This window comes from Permianibacter aggregans, from assembly GCF_009756665.1.
GTDB lineage: Bacteria > Pseudomonadota > Gammaproteobacteria > Enterobacterales > Permianibacteraceae > Permianibacter > Permianibacter aggregans.
In genome coordinates this window covers 1,138,917-1,154,271 of sequence record NZ_CP037953.1, presented here as the reverse complement: position 1 = coordinate 1,154,271, position 15,355 = coordinate 1,138,917, and the positions used below count along the sequence as shown (strand labels likewise).

19 protein-coding genes are annotated in these 15,355 nt (G+C 54.1%); 16 read left to right on the top strand and 3 right to left on the bottom strand.

Translation table 11 applies throughout. The features are described 5' to 3' along the window. Nucleotides 1-12 precede the first annotated feature (12 nt). From nrdR to E2H98_RS05260, 16 genes are all read left to right on the top strand, one after another. On the top strand, nucleotides 13-468 hold the full coding sequence (nrdR, locus tag E2H98_RS05335; protein WP_133590876.1) for a transcriptional regulator NrdR: 456 nt from the start codon (nucleotides 13-15) through the stop codon (nucleotides 466-468). Next, entirely contained in the window at nucleotides 465-890 is a 426-nt protein-coding gene (locus E2H98_RS05330) for a VOC family protein (protein WP_133590878.1), read from the top strand. The genes nrdR and E2H98_RS05330 overlap by 4 nt, the downstream gene beginning before the upstream one ends. Then, complete coding sequence (gene ribD, locus E2H98_RS05325; RefSeq protein ID WP_133590880.1) at nucleotides 883-1,989, top strand: bifunctional diaminohydroxyphosphoribosylaminopyrimidine deaminase/5-amino-6-(5-phosphoribosylamino)uracil reductase RibD; 1,107 nt, start codon at nucleotides 883-885, stop codon at nucleotides 1,987-1,989. Before E2H98_RS05330 ends, ribD begins: the two co-directional genes overlap by 8 nt. A gap of 22 nt (nucleotides 1,990-2,011) precedes the next feature. After that, a complete protein-coding gene (locus E2H98_RS05320) occupies nucleotides 2,012-2,677 on the top strand; it encodes a riboflavin synthase (RefSeq protein WP_133590882.1) in 666 nt (221 codons plus the stop codon). A gap of 8 nt (nucleotides 2,678-2,685) precedes the next feature. Further along, nucleotides 2,686-3,804 carry a bifunctional 3,4-dihydroxy-2-butanone-4-phosphate synthase/GTP cyclohydrolase II gene (gene ribBA, locus E2H98_RS05315; RefSeq protein WP_133590884.1) on the top strand — a complete coding sequence of 373 codons (1,119 nt, stop codon included), beginning with the start codon at nucleotides 2,686-2,688 and terminating at the stop codon, nucleotides 3,802-3,804. 167 nt (nucleotides 3,805-3,971) lie between these two features. Further along, nucleotides 3,972-4,265, top strand: a complete 294-nt coding sequence (locus E2H98_RS05310; protein WP_133590886.1) for a GIY-YIG nuclease family protein — start codon at nucleotides 3,972-3,974, stop codon at nucleotides 4,263-4,265. 267 nt (nucleotides 4,266-4,532) lie between these two features. Continuing rightward, a complete protein-coding gene (gene ribH, locus E2H98_RS05305) occupies nucleotides 4,533-5,006 on the top strand; it encodes a 6,7-dimethyl-8-ribityllumazine synthase (protein WP_133590888.1) in 474 nt (157 codons plus the stop codon). 4 nt (nucleotides 5,007-5,010) lie between these two features. Beyond that, nucleotides 5,011-5,454 carry a transcription antitermination factor NusB gene (gene nusB / locus E2H98_RS05300; protein ID WP_133590890.1) on the top strand — a complete coding sequence of 148 codons (444 nt, stop codon included), beginning with the start codon at nucleotides 5,011-5,013 and terminating at the stop codon, nucleotides 5,452-5,454. A gap of 14 nt (nucleotides 5,455-5,468) precedes the next feature. Next, the gene (gene thiL, locus E2H98_RS05295) at nucleotides 5,469-6,440 is read left to right on the top strand and encodes a thiamine-phosphate kinase (protein ID WP_157591257.1); all 972 of its coding nucleotides are present in this window, start codon (nucleotides 5,469-5,471) and stop codon (nucleotides 6,438-6,440) included. Nucleotides 6,441-6,456: 16 nt separating this feature from the next. After that, nucleotides 6,457-7,131, top strand: a complete 675-nt coding sequence (locus E2H98_RS05290) for a penicillin-insensitive murein endopeptidase (RefSeq protein ID WP_198325241.1) — start codon at nucleotides 6,457-6,459, stop codon at nucleotides 7,129-7,131. A gap of 1 nt (nucleotide 7,132) precedes the next feature. Next, nucleotides 7,133-7,603: a phosphatidylglycerophosphatase A family protein gene (locus tag E2H98_RS05285; protein ID WP_133590896.1), complete on the top strand. Its 471-nt coding sequence runs from the start codon at nucleotides 7,133-7,135 to the stop codon at nucleotides 7,601-7,603. Continuing rightward, complete coding sequence (locus E2H98_RS05280) at nucleotides 7,564-8,208, top strand: TIGR02281 family clan AA aspartic protease (RefSeq protein WP_133590898.1); 645 nt, start codon at nucleotides 7,564-7,566, stop codon at nucleotides 8,206-8,208. The genes E2H98_RS05285 and E2H98_RS05280 overlap by 40 nt, the downstream gene beginning before the upstream one ends. A 35-nt stretch (nucleotides 8,209-8,243) precedes the next feature. Continuing rightward, complete coding sequence (locus tag E2H98_RS05275; RefSeq protein ID WP_133590900.1) at nucleotides 8,244-9,515, top strand: hypothetical protein; 1,272 nt, start codon at nucleotides 8,244-8,246, stop codon at nucleotides 9,513-9,515. A 6-nt stretch (nucleotides 9,516-9,521) separates the two neighbouring features. Beyond that, complete coding sequence (locus tag E2H98_RS05270; RefSeq protein ID WP_133590901.1) at nucleotides 9,522-9,980, top strand: DUF2721 domain-containing protein; 459 nt, start codon at nucleotides 9,522-9,524, stop codon at nucleotides 9,978-9,980. 100 nt (nucleotides 9,981-10,080) lie between these two features. After that, nucleotides 10,081-10,824: a hypothetical protein gene (locus E2H98_RS05265; RefSeq protein ID WP_133590903.1), complete on the top strand. Its 744-nt coding sequence runs from the start codon at nucleotides 10,081-10,083 to the stop codon at nucleotides 10,822-10,824. Between the two features lie 58 nt (nucleotides 10,825-10,882). Then, nucleotides 10,883-12,007, top strand: a complete 1,125-nt coding sequence (locus E2H98_RS05260) for a hypothetical protein (protein ID WP_133590905.1) — start codon at nucleotides 10,883-10,885, stop codon at nucleotides 12,005-12,007. On the opposite strand, the gene E2H98_RS05255 is transcribed toward E2H98_RS05260, so the two are convergent. The 3 genes from E2H98_RS05255 to dxs all read right to left on the bottom strand — a co-directional run bounded on the left by E2H98_RS05255 (nucleotide 11,996) and on the right by dxs (nucleotide 15,350). Beyond that, complete coding sequence (locus E2H98_RS05255; protein ID WP_133590907.1) at nucleotides 11,996-13,030, bottom strand: hypothetical protein; 1,035 nt, start codon at nucleotides 13,028-13,030, stop codon at nucleotides 11,996-11,998. The genes E2H98_RS05260 and E2H98_RS05255 overlap by 12 nt on opposite strands. Before the next feature lie 234 nt (nucleotides 13,031-13,264). After that, entirely contained in the window at nucleotides 13,265-13,477 is a 213-nt protein-coding gene (locus tag E2H98_RS05250) for a hypothetical protein (protein WP_133590909.1), read from the bottom strand. Between the two features lie 13 nt (nucleotides 13,478-13,490). Then, on the bottom strand, nucleotides 13,491-15,350 hold the full coding sequence (dxs, locus tag E2H98_RS05245) for a 1-deoxy-D-xylulose-5-phosphate synthase (protein ID WP_133590911.1): 1,860 nt from the start codon (nucleotides 15,348-15,350) through the stop codon (nucleotides 13,491-13,493). Between the last annotated feature and the right edge of the window lie 5 nt (nucleotides 15,351-15,355).

Below are 15,355 nucleotides of genomic sequence, written 5' to 3'. Positions count from 1 at the left end.
CGGGTTTGCCAGATGCATTGTCCTTTCTGTTCTGCCACCGATACCAAAGTGATCGATTCCCGGCTGGTTGCCGACGGCTCGCAGGTGCGCCGGCGGCGCGAATGCGTTGAATGCGGCGAGCGTTACACGACCTTCGAAACTGCCGAGCTGGTGATGCCGCGTGTGGTCAAGAACGACGCCTCCCGGCAACCGTTCGATGAGCGCAAGCTGCGCGGCGGTTTTATGCGCGCAGTCGAAAAGCGCCCGGTGTCGGTCGAGGCGGTCGAGGAGGCGATTTCCCATATCACTTCGAAGCTGCGCTCCAAAGGCGAGCGCGAGGTGTCGTCGAAAGAAATTGGCGAGCTGGTCATGAATGAGCTGCGCAAACTCGACGATGTTGCCTATGTGCGCTTTGCTTCCGTTTACCGGCGTTTTCAGGACGTGCAGGAATTCTCCGACGAAATCGCCAAGATGCAACTGAAGCCGTGAACCACCTGACGCTGGCCGTTAGCAATCTGGAGCGCAGTTTCCGGTTTTATACCAAACACCGACTGGCCGAACCGGTCGTGCGTTGGCAACGTGGGGCGTATTTGACGGTTGGTGAACTATGGCTTTGTTTGTCGCTAGATCAATTTAGTCCGGTGCAAGCCGGTTACACCCACTACGCCTTTTCGGTTTCGGCCTCTGAATTTGCCGAACGCAAAGCGGCCTTGCTTGCCGCTGGTGTTACCGAATGGAAAGCGAACCGCAGCGAAGGTGAATCGTTTTATTTTCTCGATCCGGATGGACACCAACTGGAACTGCATGTCGGCGATTTGCGCTCGCGGCTCGCGAGCCTTAAACAATCGCCATATCCGGATTTGCAATGGTTCGCCCACCCTTGTGTTGCCCACTTGAATGCCGATGACTAAACGCGAATTCACCGCCGATGACGCTCGCTATATGGCCGAAGCCTTGCAGCTTGCCAGCAAGGGCCGCTGGACGACGGCACCGAATCCGGCCGTCGGCTGCCTGCTGGTGAAAAACGGACAGGTGATCGGCCGCGGATTTCATCAGGTCGCCGGTTCGCCACATGCCGAAATCCACGCACTGCGCGAGGCCGGTGAACAGGCCCGTGGCGCCACGGCTTATGTCACGCTGGAGCCCTGCAGTCATCATGGCCGCACCGGTCCTTGTGCTGATGCGTTGATTGACGCCGGTATCAAAAACCTCGTTTGCGCCATGAGCGACCCGAACCCAATGGTCGGCGGTCAGGGCTTTGCCAAACTGCTGGCCGCCGGCATCGATTGCAAATCGGGGCTGATGACGGTCGAGGCCGAGCAATTGAACCGCGGCTTTCTGAAACGGATGCGCACCGGCAAGCCGTTTGTTACGGTCAAACTTGGCATGAGCGTCGATGGCCGCATTGCGCTTGGTAATGGTGTCAGCCAGTGGATTACCGGCGAGGCGGCGCGGCGCGATGTGCAACGTTTGCGCGCTGGTGTGCAGGCGATCATCACCGGTCGTGGCACCTTGCTGGCCGACAACCCGAAGCTGACCGTACGGCTATCCGAGCAGGAATGGCCGGCCGAGGTGCGCGACTATAGAAAGGCGCCGCTGCGCGTGCTGCTCGATTCTTCGGCCAGCATGAGTGCTTCACATCATCTGGCTGATGGCTTGGCGCCGACGCTGGTGTTTCACTGCGCCGAGCGCCCCGACCATTGGCCGGCACATCTGCAGAATGTTCAGCTTGATCGCATCGAGCCGGAATGGGTGCTTGATGAGCTGGGTCGGCGTGGTTGCAATGAGGTGTTGGTCGAGGCCGGGCCTACGCTGAGCGGCGCCTTTGTTGCGGCCGGTGTCGTTGATGAGCTGTGCCTGTATATGGCGCCGATGGCGATAGGGCAGGCCGGCAAAGCGGCGCTGCAACTGCCGGCGTTCACGCAAATTGCCGATTGTCCGCGCTTTACGCTGGCTGATTGCCGCCAGATCGGCGAAGATCTGCGGCTCACTTATCGTCCCGCTCTTTAATCCCGTTTTTCGGAAGTACGCCATGTTCACAGGCATCATTCAATCGGTCGGCCGCATTGGCAAAATCGAACCGCGCGGCGGCGACACCCGGCTCAGCATCCAGGTCGGCAAACTCGATATGGCCGATGTCCAGCTCGGCGACAGCATCGCCGTCAATGGCGTCTGCCTGACCGCGGTGCGCTTTGATCAGCAGAGTTTCGATGCCGACGTCTCGGTGGAAACCTTGCGGGTAACGACGCTCGGTTCATTGCATGTCGGTGCGCCGGTCAATCTGGAAAAAGCCCTGACGCCAACTACTCGGCTTGGCGGTCATCTGGTCTCCGGCCATGTCGATGGTATCGGCGAAGTCATCAGCAAAAAGGAAGCGGCGCGCGCCTGGCAATACACGCTACGGGCGCCGCAGGCGATCAAGCGCTACATCGCTCAAAAGGGCTCGATTTGCGTCGATGGCATCAGCCTGACCGTCAACGCCGTGCACGACACCGATTTTGAGCTGACCATCGTGCCGCATACCCAGAACGAAACCACCATCGCCCATTGGCAGGTCGGCACCCAAGTGAATTTGGAAGTGGATCTTCTGGCCCGCTACCTCGAACGATTGCTGCAAGCAGGCGGCGACGAGATCCGCGATAATAGCCTGACCACCGCGCTGCTGACCCGTGCCGGCTTTATCACCGGCCAACCCTAGGAAATCGAATGGCTTTAGCAACCGTTCCGGAGCTGATTCAGGAAATCCGCGCCGGCAAGATGATCATTCTGATGGACGACGAAGATCGCGAAAACGAAGGCGATCTGGTCATGGCTGCCGAGGCCATCACGCCGGAAGCGATCAATTTCATGGCCAAATACGGCCGCGGTTTGATTTGCATGCCGATGCTGCGTGAGCGCTGCTTGCAGCTTGGTCTCGATTTGATGGTCAAGCAAAACGGCACCCGTCACGGCACCGCGTTCACCGTTTCCATTGAAGCCGCGACCGGCGTTTCCACCGGTATTTCTGCGGCCGACCGCGCCCGCACCGTGCAAGCGGCTGTCGCGAAAAACGCGAGGCCTGCGGATCTGGTGCAGCCCGGTCATATCTTCCCGCTGATGGCCCAGGCCGGCGGTGTCTTGACCCGCGCTGGCCACACCGAAGCCGCCTGTGATTTTGCCCGTCTCGCCGGCTTCGAATCCGCTGGCGTTATCGTCGAAATTCTCAATGAAGACGGCACCATGGCGCGCCGTCCAGACCTGGAAAAATTCGCCGCCGAACACGGCCTGAAACTTGGCACCATCGCCGATTTGATCGAATACCGCAGCCTGCACGAAAAAACCGTCGAGCACTTGCAGCAATGCCACTGGCCGACGCCCTACGGCGATTTCACGCTGCACACTTATCAGGACACGTTGGACGGCGCCCTGCATCACGCGTTGGTCTACGGTGACATCAGCAAGACTCCGGCCGTGATGACCCGCGTTCATGTCGCTGATGATTTATCCGATACGCTGATGGGTGTTCGCGCTTCGGGCTCCTGGCCACTGCATCGCACGCTGCCGCGCATCGTTGAGGAGGGCGCCGGCGTTGTGCTGGTGCTCGGTTCGCAAAGCACCGCCGAATCGACACTGATGCGCCTGAACCGCTTCGCCGCCGAAGATCGCAACGAGACACAGCCTCCTATGGCCGCACGCGCCGGTTTGCGCCGGATCGGTATCGGTTCACAAATCCTGAACGATTTGAACGTGCATAAACTACGCTTGTTGAGTTCACCGAAAAAATACGCACTGTCCGGTTTCAAACTGGAGGTGGTCGAATTTATTGAGGACAAAGTGAGGGATTGAGCGGGCGCGTTTAGTATGAGGACTGGATTCCCGTCCCCTCCACCGAGAGGACAGTTTCTACGCGGGAATGACTCGGAGCGCTCAAATATCTTGTCATTCCCGCGAAGGCGGGAATCCAGATAGCGACATTGGAGTACGAAAGACATTTAGTCCACGGAGCGGACAACATGGCCAAACCAGGATGGGTTTATATATTGGCAAGTGGTCGTAATGGCACGTTGTACATTGGTGTGACAACTGATTTGCCTCGGCGAGTCGGGCAGCACAAAGAAAAGAACGTGCCGGGATTTACCAATCGCTATGACGTCGATCAGCTGGTCTGGTTCGAGTCCTGCGAAGAAATAAGCGGTGCAATTCTGCGCGAAAAGCAGCTAAAGAAATGGCGCCGAGAATGGAAACTGAAGTTGATTGAACGGAGCAATCCCGAATGGCGAGATTTGTATCCGGAGATCATCGGTTGAATAATTAAACTGGATTCCCGCCTACGCGGGAATGACAGATTTTTTGGGGCCGATGAGAACTTCCCTGTAATCACGGGATGTTAAGGATTCGTGAGTTTCCTGTGTCGTTCCCTGGGATCGAGGAATGGCGGAATCGGGAATGACTGAATCAGCGATTCTTCCTGAGTCATTCCCGCGTAGGCGGGAATCCAGGAATCTGAAAATACGAACGCTCAGTGGATAACTTGCCGCTGGGTAAACTGAAGAACAAAACGCCCGAGGAATGGTATGTCAGGCATCAAAAACATCGAAGGCAACTTCACCCAGGCCGATGGCCGTTACGCGATTGTCGTCGCCCGTTTCAATAGCCTCATTGGTGAAGCACTGCTGAGTGGTGCGCTTGATGCGCTGAAACGCCATGGCGTACAGGAAAGCAACATCACCGTTGTGCGCGCACCAGGCGCTTACGAGCTGCCATTGGTTTGCGACAAGCTGGCTGGCAGCCAGAATTACGATGCGGTCATTGCCCTGGGTGCCGTCATTCGCGGTGCCACTTATCATTTCGAAATCGTCGCTGGTGATAGCGCCAAAGGCCTGTCGAATGTCTCGCTGCAAACCGGTGTGCCGGTGATCAACGGCGTGCTGACTACCGACACGATTGAGCAAGCGATTGAACGTGCTGGCACCAAGGCCGGCAACAAAGGCGCAGATGCCGCGCTGGCCGCCATCGAAATGGTCAGCCTGCTAAAACAGATTGGATAAGACGATGAGTAAACCTGCCCAGCGCCGTGTGGCGCGCAAATACGCGGTTCAGGCCATCTATTCCTGGCAGCTCAATCATCAACCGCCGCAGGAAATCGAATTGAATTTCCTCGCGGAAAACGATTTCAAAGGCTGCGATACCGCCTACTTTCAGGAACTGCTGCGTGGTGTCGTCGATGATCTTGATGCGCTGAATGATCTGCTGAAACCGACGATGCATTTGTCACTCGATGAAGTCGATCCGGTTGAGCTCGCGATTCTGCGCATGGCCGCTTACGAGCTGAAGCATCGCATTGATGTGCCGTACAAAGTCGTGATCAACGAAGCGCTGGAACAAGCGAAAACTTTCGGCGCCACCGACGGTCACAAGTTTGTGAATGGTGTACTCGATAAACTGGCGCGACAGCTACGTGCCATTGAAATAGCTGCCGCCCGCACACCCCGCTAAAAAGGTGCATGGCCATGGCTGGCGAATTCTCGATTATTGCGCAATTCTTTGATCGCGCTGAGGCGCGCGCCGATATCGAGCTCGGCATCGGCGATGATGCCGCGATCATCAATCTGCCAGCCGGCGAACAACTGGTCATCACCACCGACACGCTGAATGCCGGCATTCATTTTCCGGATGCCACCGGTCCTGGCGACATCGCCTACAAATCAGTCATGGTCAATCTAAGTGATTTGGCTGCAATGGGGGCGACACCGCGCTGGCTGACCTTGTCGCTGTCGATGCCAGAACCCAACCATGATTGGTTGCGGGTATTTTCCGATAATCTGTTTCAAGCGCTGAAAATGCATCAGGTGGCGTTGATCGGTGGCGACACCACGCGCGGGCCATTGAGTCTTTGCGTCACCGCATTCGGCACCGTCAAACCCGGCACGGCGATGCGGCGCGATTCGGCGCAAATTGGCGATGTCATTGCCGTTACCGGTACGCTCGGTGATGCCGGGCTCGGTTTGCAATGCGCGCTGCATCAGCGTGCACTGAATCGGATTGAACACACCGGCATCGTCATGTCGCGTTTGAACCGACCGCAGGCGCGCGTCAACGAAGCAATTGCCTTGCGCGAGTATTGCGAATGCGCGATCGATTTATCCGACGGTCTCGCTTCTGATCTTATGCATATTCTGAAACGCTCCGATTGCAGCGCGAGCATTGATGTCGCGAACCTGCCGTTTTCGGAAGTGCTGCTGCAGGAATGTGAAGAGGACGAACGCATTGCGCTGGCTCTGAGTGCCGGTGACGATTACGAACTTTGCGTTTGTATCGCACCGGAAAAATTCGAGGCGGCGCAAAAAGCATTGCGCGCTATCGGTTCGCCATTGACGGCGATCGGTAGCATTACCGCCAATGAAGAAGGCCCGGAGATCGACTGGCGCAAATCGGGGCATCCGTACCCGAATGCAAAACGAGGCTGGGAGCATTTTGTTTAAAGCGCTGGTAAACGTTTTGTTGTTGCTCTTTGTTGTGCATGTCTACGGTGCTGATAGCGTTTGTTATGGCACAATGAGTCAAGGCGCGTTGAAAAACGCGGTGCAATTGCCGGCGGATGGCATCAACTTCAAAACCTACAGTACCGTGGCACGCTGGTTAGGGCGTACCTATCTGCACAGCACCGTCAACGACATCGTCACCGCCGCCTATGCTCAATTGGCCGAGCGCGATCCAAAAGCCAAATGGATGTATGGCGAAACCGGAAAGCGTGACGGAGGCCCATTCTCACCGCACCGAACTCATCAGAATGGTCTTTCTGTGGACTTGTTTGTGCCGGTGGTCAATCAACAGGGCGAATCCGATTATCTGCCGACTTCGGCCTGGAATCGCTACGGTTACGATATCGAATTCGACAAGGCCGGCAAATACGAGGACTGGCGTATCGACTTCGAGCGGTTGGCTGCACTGATTTTGGCTTTGGATGATGCCGCGAAACAGCGCGGTGTCAGCATCAGCCGCGTCATCTTCGAGCCGGTGTATCATCAACGCCTGTTTGCGACAAAACGCGGTGCGGAATTGCAGCGGAAAGTATCATTCATGAAAACCTCGGCTTGGGTAAAGCATGACGAACACATCCACGTGGATTTTGCTGTTGTATGCAAATCGTTAAACCAGTATCAGCGGCCGTGATATGTCGGTAATCAAACCTTTTCGTTTCTGGCACTGGTTCGCGCTCGGTTTTGGCAGTGGTCTGGCGCCGAAAGCGCCGGGCACGTTTGGCACCATCGCGGTACTGCCCATCGTTGCGCTCGCCTCGTACACCTTGCCGCCGGTGATTTATGCGACATTGGGTGTGGTGTTGTTTGCGCTTGGCATTTATGCCAGTGACATCACCAGTCGTGATTTTCGCGCTGCCGATCCGGGTTATATCGTTATCGATGAATGGGCCGGTCTGTGGTTTTCGCTGATCGCGCTGCCCTTTTCCTGGCCGCTGTTACTGCTGGCGTTTGTGTTGTTTCGGGCATTCGATATTCTGAAGCCGTGGCCGGTCAGTTGGGCCGACAAGAAATTGACCGGCGGACTCGGTGTCATGGCCGATGATGTCATTGCGGGAGGTTTGACATGCGTTTGTCTGCATGGCTTGTGGTGGTGGTGGCGCTGAGCGCAACGTTTGCTGCCGCGGCACGCGATATCAAAGTCATGGGTCTGTTTGCCGATAGAGCACTGGTTGTCATCGACGGCAATCAGCGTTTTTTGCGCGTCAATGAAACGAGTCCGGAAGGCATCAAACTGATCGCGGCCAATCCTGAACGCGCGATTCTGGAAATTGACGGCAAGCGCGAAACCTATTTCCTTGGTAGCGACATTCATACCGACACCGCACCGCCTGCGACCCAGCGCGTGCAAATCGCCCGCAACAACGATGGCATGTATATGACGGCTGGTTCGATCAACGGCATTCCGGTATCGCTTCTGGTCGATACCGGCGCGACATCCATTGCAATGAATACCCAGATGGCGCAAAAGCTCGGCATCGCCTTCCGTCATACTGGCAAGCCAATTAATGTTTCCACGGCCAATGGTCTCGCCAAAGCCTGGAAAGTCAAAGCCAAAACCGTCAAGGTCGGCGAAGTGGTGCGGCACAATGTCGATGCCGTGGTGATCGAGGGCGCGGCAACGCCGGAAATCTTGTTGGGCATGAGTTTCCTGTCTACATTAAAAATGCGCGAAGAAAATCAGGTACTGATTCTGGAAACCACGCATTGAGCTCTGGCCATTTCTTTCCCCCTTCCGCCGATCGGATGATACCGAGACGTGGTGTTGACTATGCGCTGCAAACCAGCCCGGCAGCGCAATTCTATTTCGCTGAAGAATGGATTGGCATTGATCCGGAACGGCCGCTGTCTTTGCCGTTCTGGCTAGCCGCGCCGGTGCAGCTGCGGCAGGTGGAGCTGCAACCGGAGCATCAGACGATTCGTTTGAGCAATGGTGAAGTGCATCCGTTCCGATTGATCGATGCACTGGCCAGCAATCCAACATTCGTCAATGAACAAACGCTACGTTTTTACTCCCAACGAAAACTATCGCTGCGCGGGGAGTGGCTAGATCAAACTTTTATTATTCGCACGATGTGGCCGGAAGACTGGCGCATCAGCGATGCTGCGGCGCCGGCAAGCTCGTGGCGGCAAGTCGTCAAGGACGGCATCGCCGGCGCCACCAAACCCTTTCAGTTGTCCCGGCTATGGCAGCGCCTGCAAGGGGAAGCGCCGCAGTATTTTCTTGGCCTGGTGTTGAATGGCGCACAAGGCGACGATGACGAAGCGCATGGCGGCCATTTCGGATTGGTGTTTGGTGATTGGCAGGCCCATGGCGACATCAGCCAATGGTGGGTGGCTAATTTTTACGATCCGGATGTCGTCAGCGAGAAAGGCATTTTGCCGGCCATTACCACGCTTGATAATTATCTGACCGATTTGAACTGCGGCCAGCAACAATACCGGCCATCGTGGCTGGTCGGCTGCGCACTCAGCAATCCGTTGCCGATTCAACGCGTGTACGCGGCCATGCACGAAACGATGAGCGCGCTCTATTCGCATGCCTTCGTTTATCAGCACACCAGCAATAATTGCACAGGCCTCAGTATGGATGCGCTGCGCTACGCCGGGCTGAATGTGCCGATGAAAGGACCAAGCTCACGTATGCTGTCACCGCTATTGTTTCTGTACAAACTGATCCAGGAACGTGATTGGCACTCGGCAAAAAAAGCGTTTCATTACTTCAATATGGAACGTACGCGTTTGTTGCCTTACACGGCATTCAAGCAATCGATACGTTACCTGATGCAAATCGTCAGCGGCAAACAAGTGCCCGGCACCGAGTTGGAGGCAGCGCTGCTAACCGCTACGTCTGCCGTTTATGGTATGCACTTTCCGCAAATCCCTTCGGCGCGGCCATTCGGTCGTGAACCGGTCAGTTCCGTGTTTCAGTACCAAAGCCGGGTACCGGCCAAACGTGAAGACTGGAAAATCATTCCAGTACCACCGAGGCCATTTCCCGAACAGTTAAGGAGTTGAGGCATCATGGCTTTAGGCGAACTTTTTACCGGCACCACCCAAGTCAGCAGCGTTGCCCACGTCATTCAACTATCGGTCGCACCGGTATTCCTGCTGACCGGTATCGGCGCCTTGCTCGGTGTCATGACCAATCGCCTGGTGCGCATTATCGATCGCGCGCGACGAATGGAGGAATTACTGGTGCACAGCTCCGGCGAAGTCGCCGAGGACTTACGCAGCAAACTGAAAACCATGTCACGCCGCGCCAAGCTGACCAACTTTTCGATCAGTATGTGCGTGACTTCAGCATTGATGGTTTGCTTGGTGATTGTGCTGCTATTCTTTACCGCGTTTATGAACTGGCCGGTTACCGTTTATGTCGGCTGGTTATTTATTGCCTCGATGCTGGCATTGATCGGTGCGCTGATTGCGTTTTTACGCGAGATTTATATTTCGACGGCGGTACTCCGGATCGGGCCGCATTAAATGTATCAAAATGTAGTGATTGCGCAAAAAAAAAACTCCGATGTTAGCATCCCGGGCCGTTCATCTGGAACGGTTATGCTCAACAAGGAGTTTGGAGCAAATGCAAATCAACAGATACAAAAAAGTCCTCAATAGTTTTGTAAGCGGTTTTCTTATTCTTGGAATTTCCGGCTGTGCAATGGAGCCACCAAGGACTCCTGCAGATGGACATATTTGGGTCAAACTTTGTAAACAAGAGTACAATGTAGAGGCAAAGCAGAAAGAAGGAGAAGATGCTGAGTTGGCTGTAGGTTTTAAAGTTACTTGTGACTGGAAGGAAGTGCCTAAGAATCAGCAAAATAACAACAGCCTGATAAGCTTCGGATTTGATGAGTGGTTTGTACAGTGGCAATTGCTCAGCGATATGCTGGATGGTAAGTCTCCATGGGCGGTACCAAGTTTTGGTCAAATGAAGACATCTCCATCAAACAATGGTCTTGCCATAAAGTTCAGAGGCCAGAATTATGCGATTCCCTATAAACAAGGGAATGCTCGAATCAGGTTTTATAGAAATGGCCACGAGGTTAATGTTGGTTCTAGTTCTTACATTGCAGATCAAAATGGTTTGTACCTGACAAATCAGAGCATTAAAAATGAAATACTCGGTCATATGGAGCTGGCGGATTCTGTAAGTGTTTCCTTAGAGCTCGATAATGTACCATTCAAAATTATAGATAACACTCCTGGAACTCTGGTTTCCGTTACAGCTGCGGTAACCGATGGTCAGAAGTTACTTACCGCGGCGACAGGTTCATTTGTTACAAGCGCTCCAACACTGTGTCGTTTTTACTGTGATGAGCCCTAATCCTTAAGCTATGCGTGGCCATCAATGAGTGATGGTCACGTAACCGGTTTAGCTGTTTATGAAAAGTATATTTATTATTCTTCCCATGGTTGCTTCCTTTCTGAGCGGCGGCTGTGCCGTTTCCAATCGAGATAGTGTTCGTTTGGCATTTGGTCAGATTGAGCCTGATAGTCAAATGCATTCCGTGTCTGTAAAAAAGGTGGATGGGAAGTACTCAGTTGTTACAGAGTCATTTCTTGGCTGCGCGCCGGAGTGCAGGCCTGGATCGATTGATGCTCATCAATTTTCGTTGTGGGCCGCGTTATCAACAGAAAAATATCAGTTTGATTTTTTTGTCGAAAAAGGATTGTTGAACCATCTGCCAGAAAGGCGGGATATTGAATCTGAAGTTCAGGCTACTATTGATCTGATGGTCAGTGAGTTCGAGTCAATTTTTCTCGTGAAAAAAGGCGGAAAGGTGCTTTTTTATTTGGTTGAAGAGGGAAGAAGAAAGGCGCTACGTTGGGAGTTCAAGGACTCTGGAAACATTGTTGTGGCGTTTGCGTTTCCACTAATTTCACAAGCAAAGCTGGAAGGGCGAGTCAACGAGCTAATGGACTTGACATCAAAAAGGGGAGTTGGCGTTTCGCAAAAGACGCTTGCTTTGTCGTTGGTTCACGCAGAGCTCGTCAAAATATTCGAGGCGCTGGCGCATGAATGGACGCACGTCGATCAGGATTTGAATGCCGCCGCTCCTCGAGAAACAGCTGAACACGTGAAAGAACGGGTAATTAACGATGAGGTAAGGGCATATCTTGTTGGATTTTATATTAGGGCCTTGCTCGCGAATATGGTAACCATCGACCTCGAACAGCGAACAAAGTTGTCCTACTCATTGCCATTGCCAAAGGCTATTTTTCCGTCAGAATCTCTTGAGGTTGAGCTGCGCTTACCAGTGTCGGCGTTCAATCTTAATGAATACGTCAGCATTCAACAAACCATTGCCGGTGCCAATATTGCGGCGTGTTTGGGAAAGGAAGAGTTGACCAACGATATGGGTGATTTGAACCGCCTTCGCCAGCTTGTTCTGGCTGCTGTTCAGTCTGATCACGATTTCACGAAAGGATTTCTGCTTCCGGAAAATGCCTGTCGGACTGAGGCTGCAGTTTTGACTCGTGTCGAGAGCAGTCCATCAGTTCATTGAAGTGCGATTTTCCAACTCAGGGCAGTATACGGAAATGACCGCTGAGCTTTTGACCAGATCGCCATTCCGGATAATCCATTTCATTTGTTCGATGTTTCGCTCGGTGTCTGCATCTCGCGGCTGCAGCGCCATATCTCGTTGGCGCCGTTCTTTCAGTGCCATGATCTCGGAAAGTCGGTCGCCTGAAACCTCCGGCTCAAACAATCCGCTCTTGTTGGTCCGTTTTGCCATTGGCGCGGTTAATAGACGATACACCTCGGCAGCGAAGATGCTGTTCTCGTCACCAAACTCGCCGAGCAATTGTTGGTAGGCTCGTTTCTTGTTATTGAATTCCAGGTAAGTGGCGTCGTCGCTGCTGTTGGACAGAACCCAAGCGATATCACTTAAACCATGGAAAGCATTGCTTAGAATCTGTAGTGCTTGCGGGTAGCCAAGCCGCGCTGCTTTAATCAAATATCGTTCAGCGCTACGAGCCTGTTCAAGCCGACTGGCTAAATCTGCCGGTACACTGAAATGAATCAACCAGAAGCCGTACGTATAGGCTGCCATGCCGTTTTCCTGTGCGGCGAGTTCGGCCAATTCCGATACGGATTTTCCCTGATAAGCTCCCTCTAGCAACACCTCGCCTTCGGTGTTCACAGGAAAATAAGTACTCGCCGCTCTCTGGCTTTGTTTTTCGATGATTCGAAGTAGCCCTTCAACATCTTTGGCGCTCAGGTTGAGTTCGGGATGATTGGCGGCGATCACTTGCGCCAGATTTGGGCTGAACAACGTGTGATTGGCCGAAACGGAGCAATAGCTTTCGCCTTTTGCTTGCTCGATTTTCTTGTCGTCAGCGATAGTGGTTTCAGCGACGGCTTTGTTGGCTTGACTGGCTATTGATAAAGGCTTCTTTTCATCAGCAGGTTTTGCCTCGTTCAGGAAAGCTACTTCTTTTCGAGAATCTGTTATCGTCAAAAGCAGACTGATGCCTATAGCCAGTACGATGATAAGCAAAAAGATGCCGATGGACTTTCGTTTCATACGTGCTTTTCTTTGAATCGATGGCTGTTAGCACCAAGAAGAAATGTCGAGCAGTTGAATGTGGTGGCTTTGACGCTTCTGGATTCCCGCGTTCGACTCACATGGATATGAGGCGTGTCGCGTTGGGTAGGGAACTCAACGAACCGCGGGAATGACGGGTAGAGTACAACCGCCTTGTTTTTATTGGCCATTGTTTAAGCGCGAAGTCCAAGCATCATAGGGATTGCTTGAGTATTATTGCTTTCGATTACTTTCTTCCAGCACTTCTTCGCGATCAGCTTTGTATTCACTGTACTCCGGCGCCGTGCGTTGCAGGCATTCTTCGCGGGCGGATTGCGGCATCGCGTTGCACTGGTTGATGTGGTTCTGGCGGAGGTTTTCGTAGCTGCCGCGGGTGCTGCAGCCTAGCGCGGTCAGGCTGGCAAGTAGAATCAGGGCGATGCGCATTGTTTTAAGCTCCTTATTTCCATTCCTTTTGGGCGTAGGCGATGATGGCCTCGGCGCTCAATCCGTCCTCACTGCGCAGGCGTTTGACATCACCGTGCTCGATAAAGCGGTCGGACAGGCCGAAGTTTTTGACCCGAACTCCAAGCCCTTGGTTCAACACCAGTTCGTTGACGGCCGAGCCGGCACCGCCGATGACGGCGTTTTCTTCGACGGTGATAAACGCGCTATGCGTTTTCGCCAGTTCGCGCAGCAGTGTCTCGTCCAATGGTTTGATAAAGCGCATATCGACCAGCGTTGCATTCAACGCCTCTGCGGCTTGCTGCGCATCGCTTAGCATGGCGCCGAAATTCAATACGGCAATGTCCTGGCCTTGGCGTAAGACTTTGGCTTTGCCGATGGCCAGTGCCGTGAACGCTTTTTCTGGCGTGATGCCGAAACCGGTGCCGCGAGGGTAGCGCACCGCTGCCGGGCCTTTGTGCAGCCAGCCGGTGTAGAGCATTTGCCGGCATTCGTTTTCATCGCTGGGCGCCATGATGATCAAATTCGGCACGCAGCGCAGGTAGCTCAAATCGAAAGCGCCGTTATGGGTGGCGCCGTCGCCGCCGACCAGACCGCCGCGATCGATCGCAAACAGCACATCGAGATCCATCAGGCAGACATCGTGGATCAATTGATCGTAAGCACGCTGCAGGAACGTCGAATAAATAGCAACGACTGGTTTCATGCCTTCTTTGGCAAGGCCCGCAGCCAGCGTTACCGCGTGTTGTTCGGCAATGGCGACATCGAAATAACGTTCCGGAAATTCTCTTGAGAAGCGAATCAGATCGGAGCCTTCGCGCATCGCCGGGGTAACAGCAAATACCCGTTCATCCTGCGCGGCGATATCGCAGATAAAATCGCCAAAGACATTGGAATAGGTTTTCTTCGGTTTGCCGCTCGGCAGCGTCGAATCTTTCGGGTTGAAGACCGGTACGCCGTGGTAAGCAATGGGGTCGTTTTCCGCCGGCTCGAAGCCCTTGCCTTTGCGGGTAACGACGTGCAGCAGGCGCGGGCCTTTCTGAGTTTTCAAATTGTTCAGCGTGTCGAGCAGCACGTTCAGATCGTGGCCATCGACCGGCCCGATGTAATTGAAGCCCAGTTCTTCGAACAAGGTGCCCGGCAACACCATGCCTTTCATGTGCTCTTCAGCGCGGTGAACCAGCTCTTTTAGCGGCGGTACAGGTGAGAGCACTTTTTTTCCGGTGTCGCGCACCGCGTTGTAAAAACGTGATGACAGCAAGCGCGCGAAATAATTATTCAGCGCCCCGACGTTCTCGGAAATCGACATGTCGTTGTCGTTCAGCACGACCAGCAAATCGACATCCAAATCACCAGCGTGATTCAGCGCTTCGAACGCCATGCCGGCGGTCATGGCGCCATCGCCGATGATCGCGACGGTTTTGCGATCTTCACCGCGTTGTTTTGCCGCCAGTGCCATGCCGAGTGCAGCACTGATTGACGTCGAAGAATGGCCGACGGCAAACGTGTCGTATTCGCTTTCCTGCGGGGTTGGGAATGGATGCAGGCCGTCGTGCTGACGAATCGTGTGCAGACGATCGCGTCGACCAGTCAGCACTTTGTGCGGGTAAGCCTGATGGCCGACGTCCCAGACCAGACGATCATCGGGTGTGTGAAAAATGTAATGCAGCGCGACGGTCAGCTCGACGGTGCCAAGACCGGCAGCAAAATGGCCGCCGCAACCCGATATTGTGTCGATCAAATACTGACGTAGCTCGGCCGCGATGGTCTGCAATTCTTCGCGGGGCAGGGCGCGCAGATCGTCCGGCGTGTTGATACGGGCGAGTTGCGGAAACTGGGTCAGATCGGCTGGCATCGGAT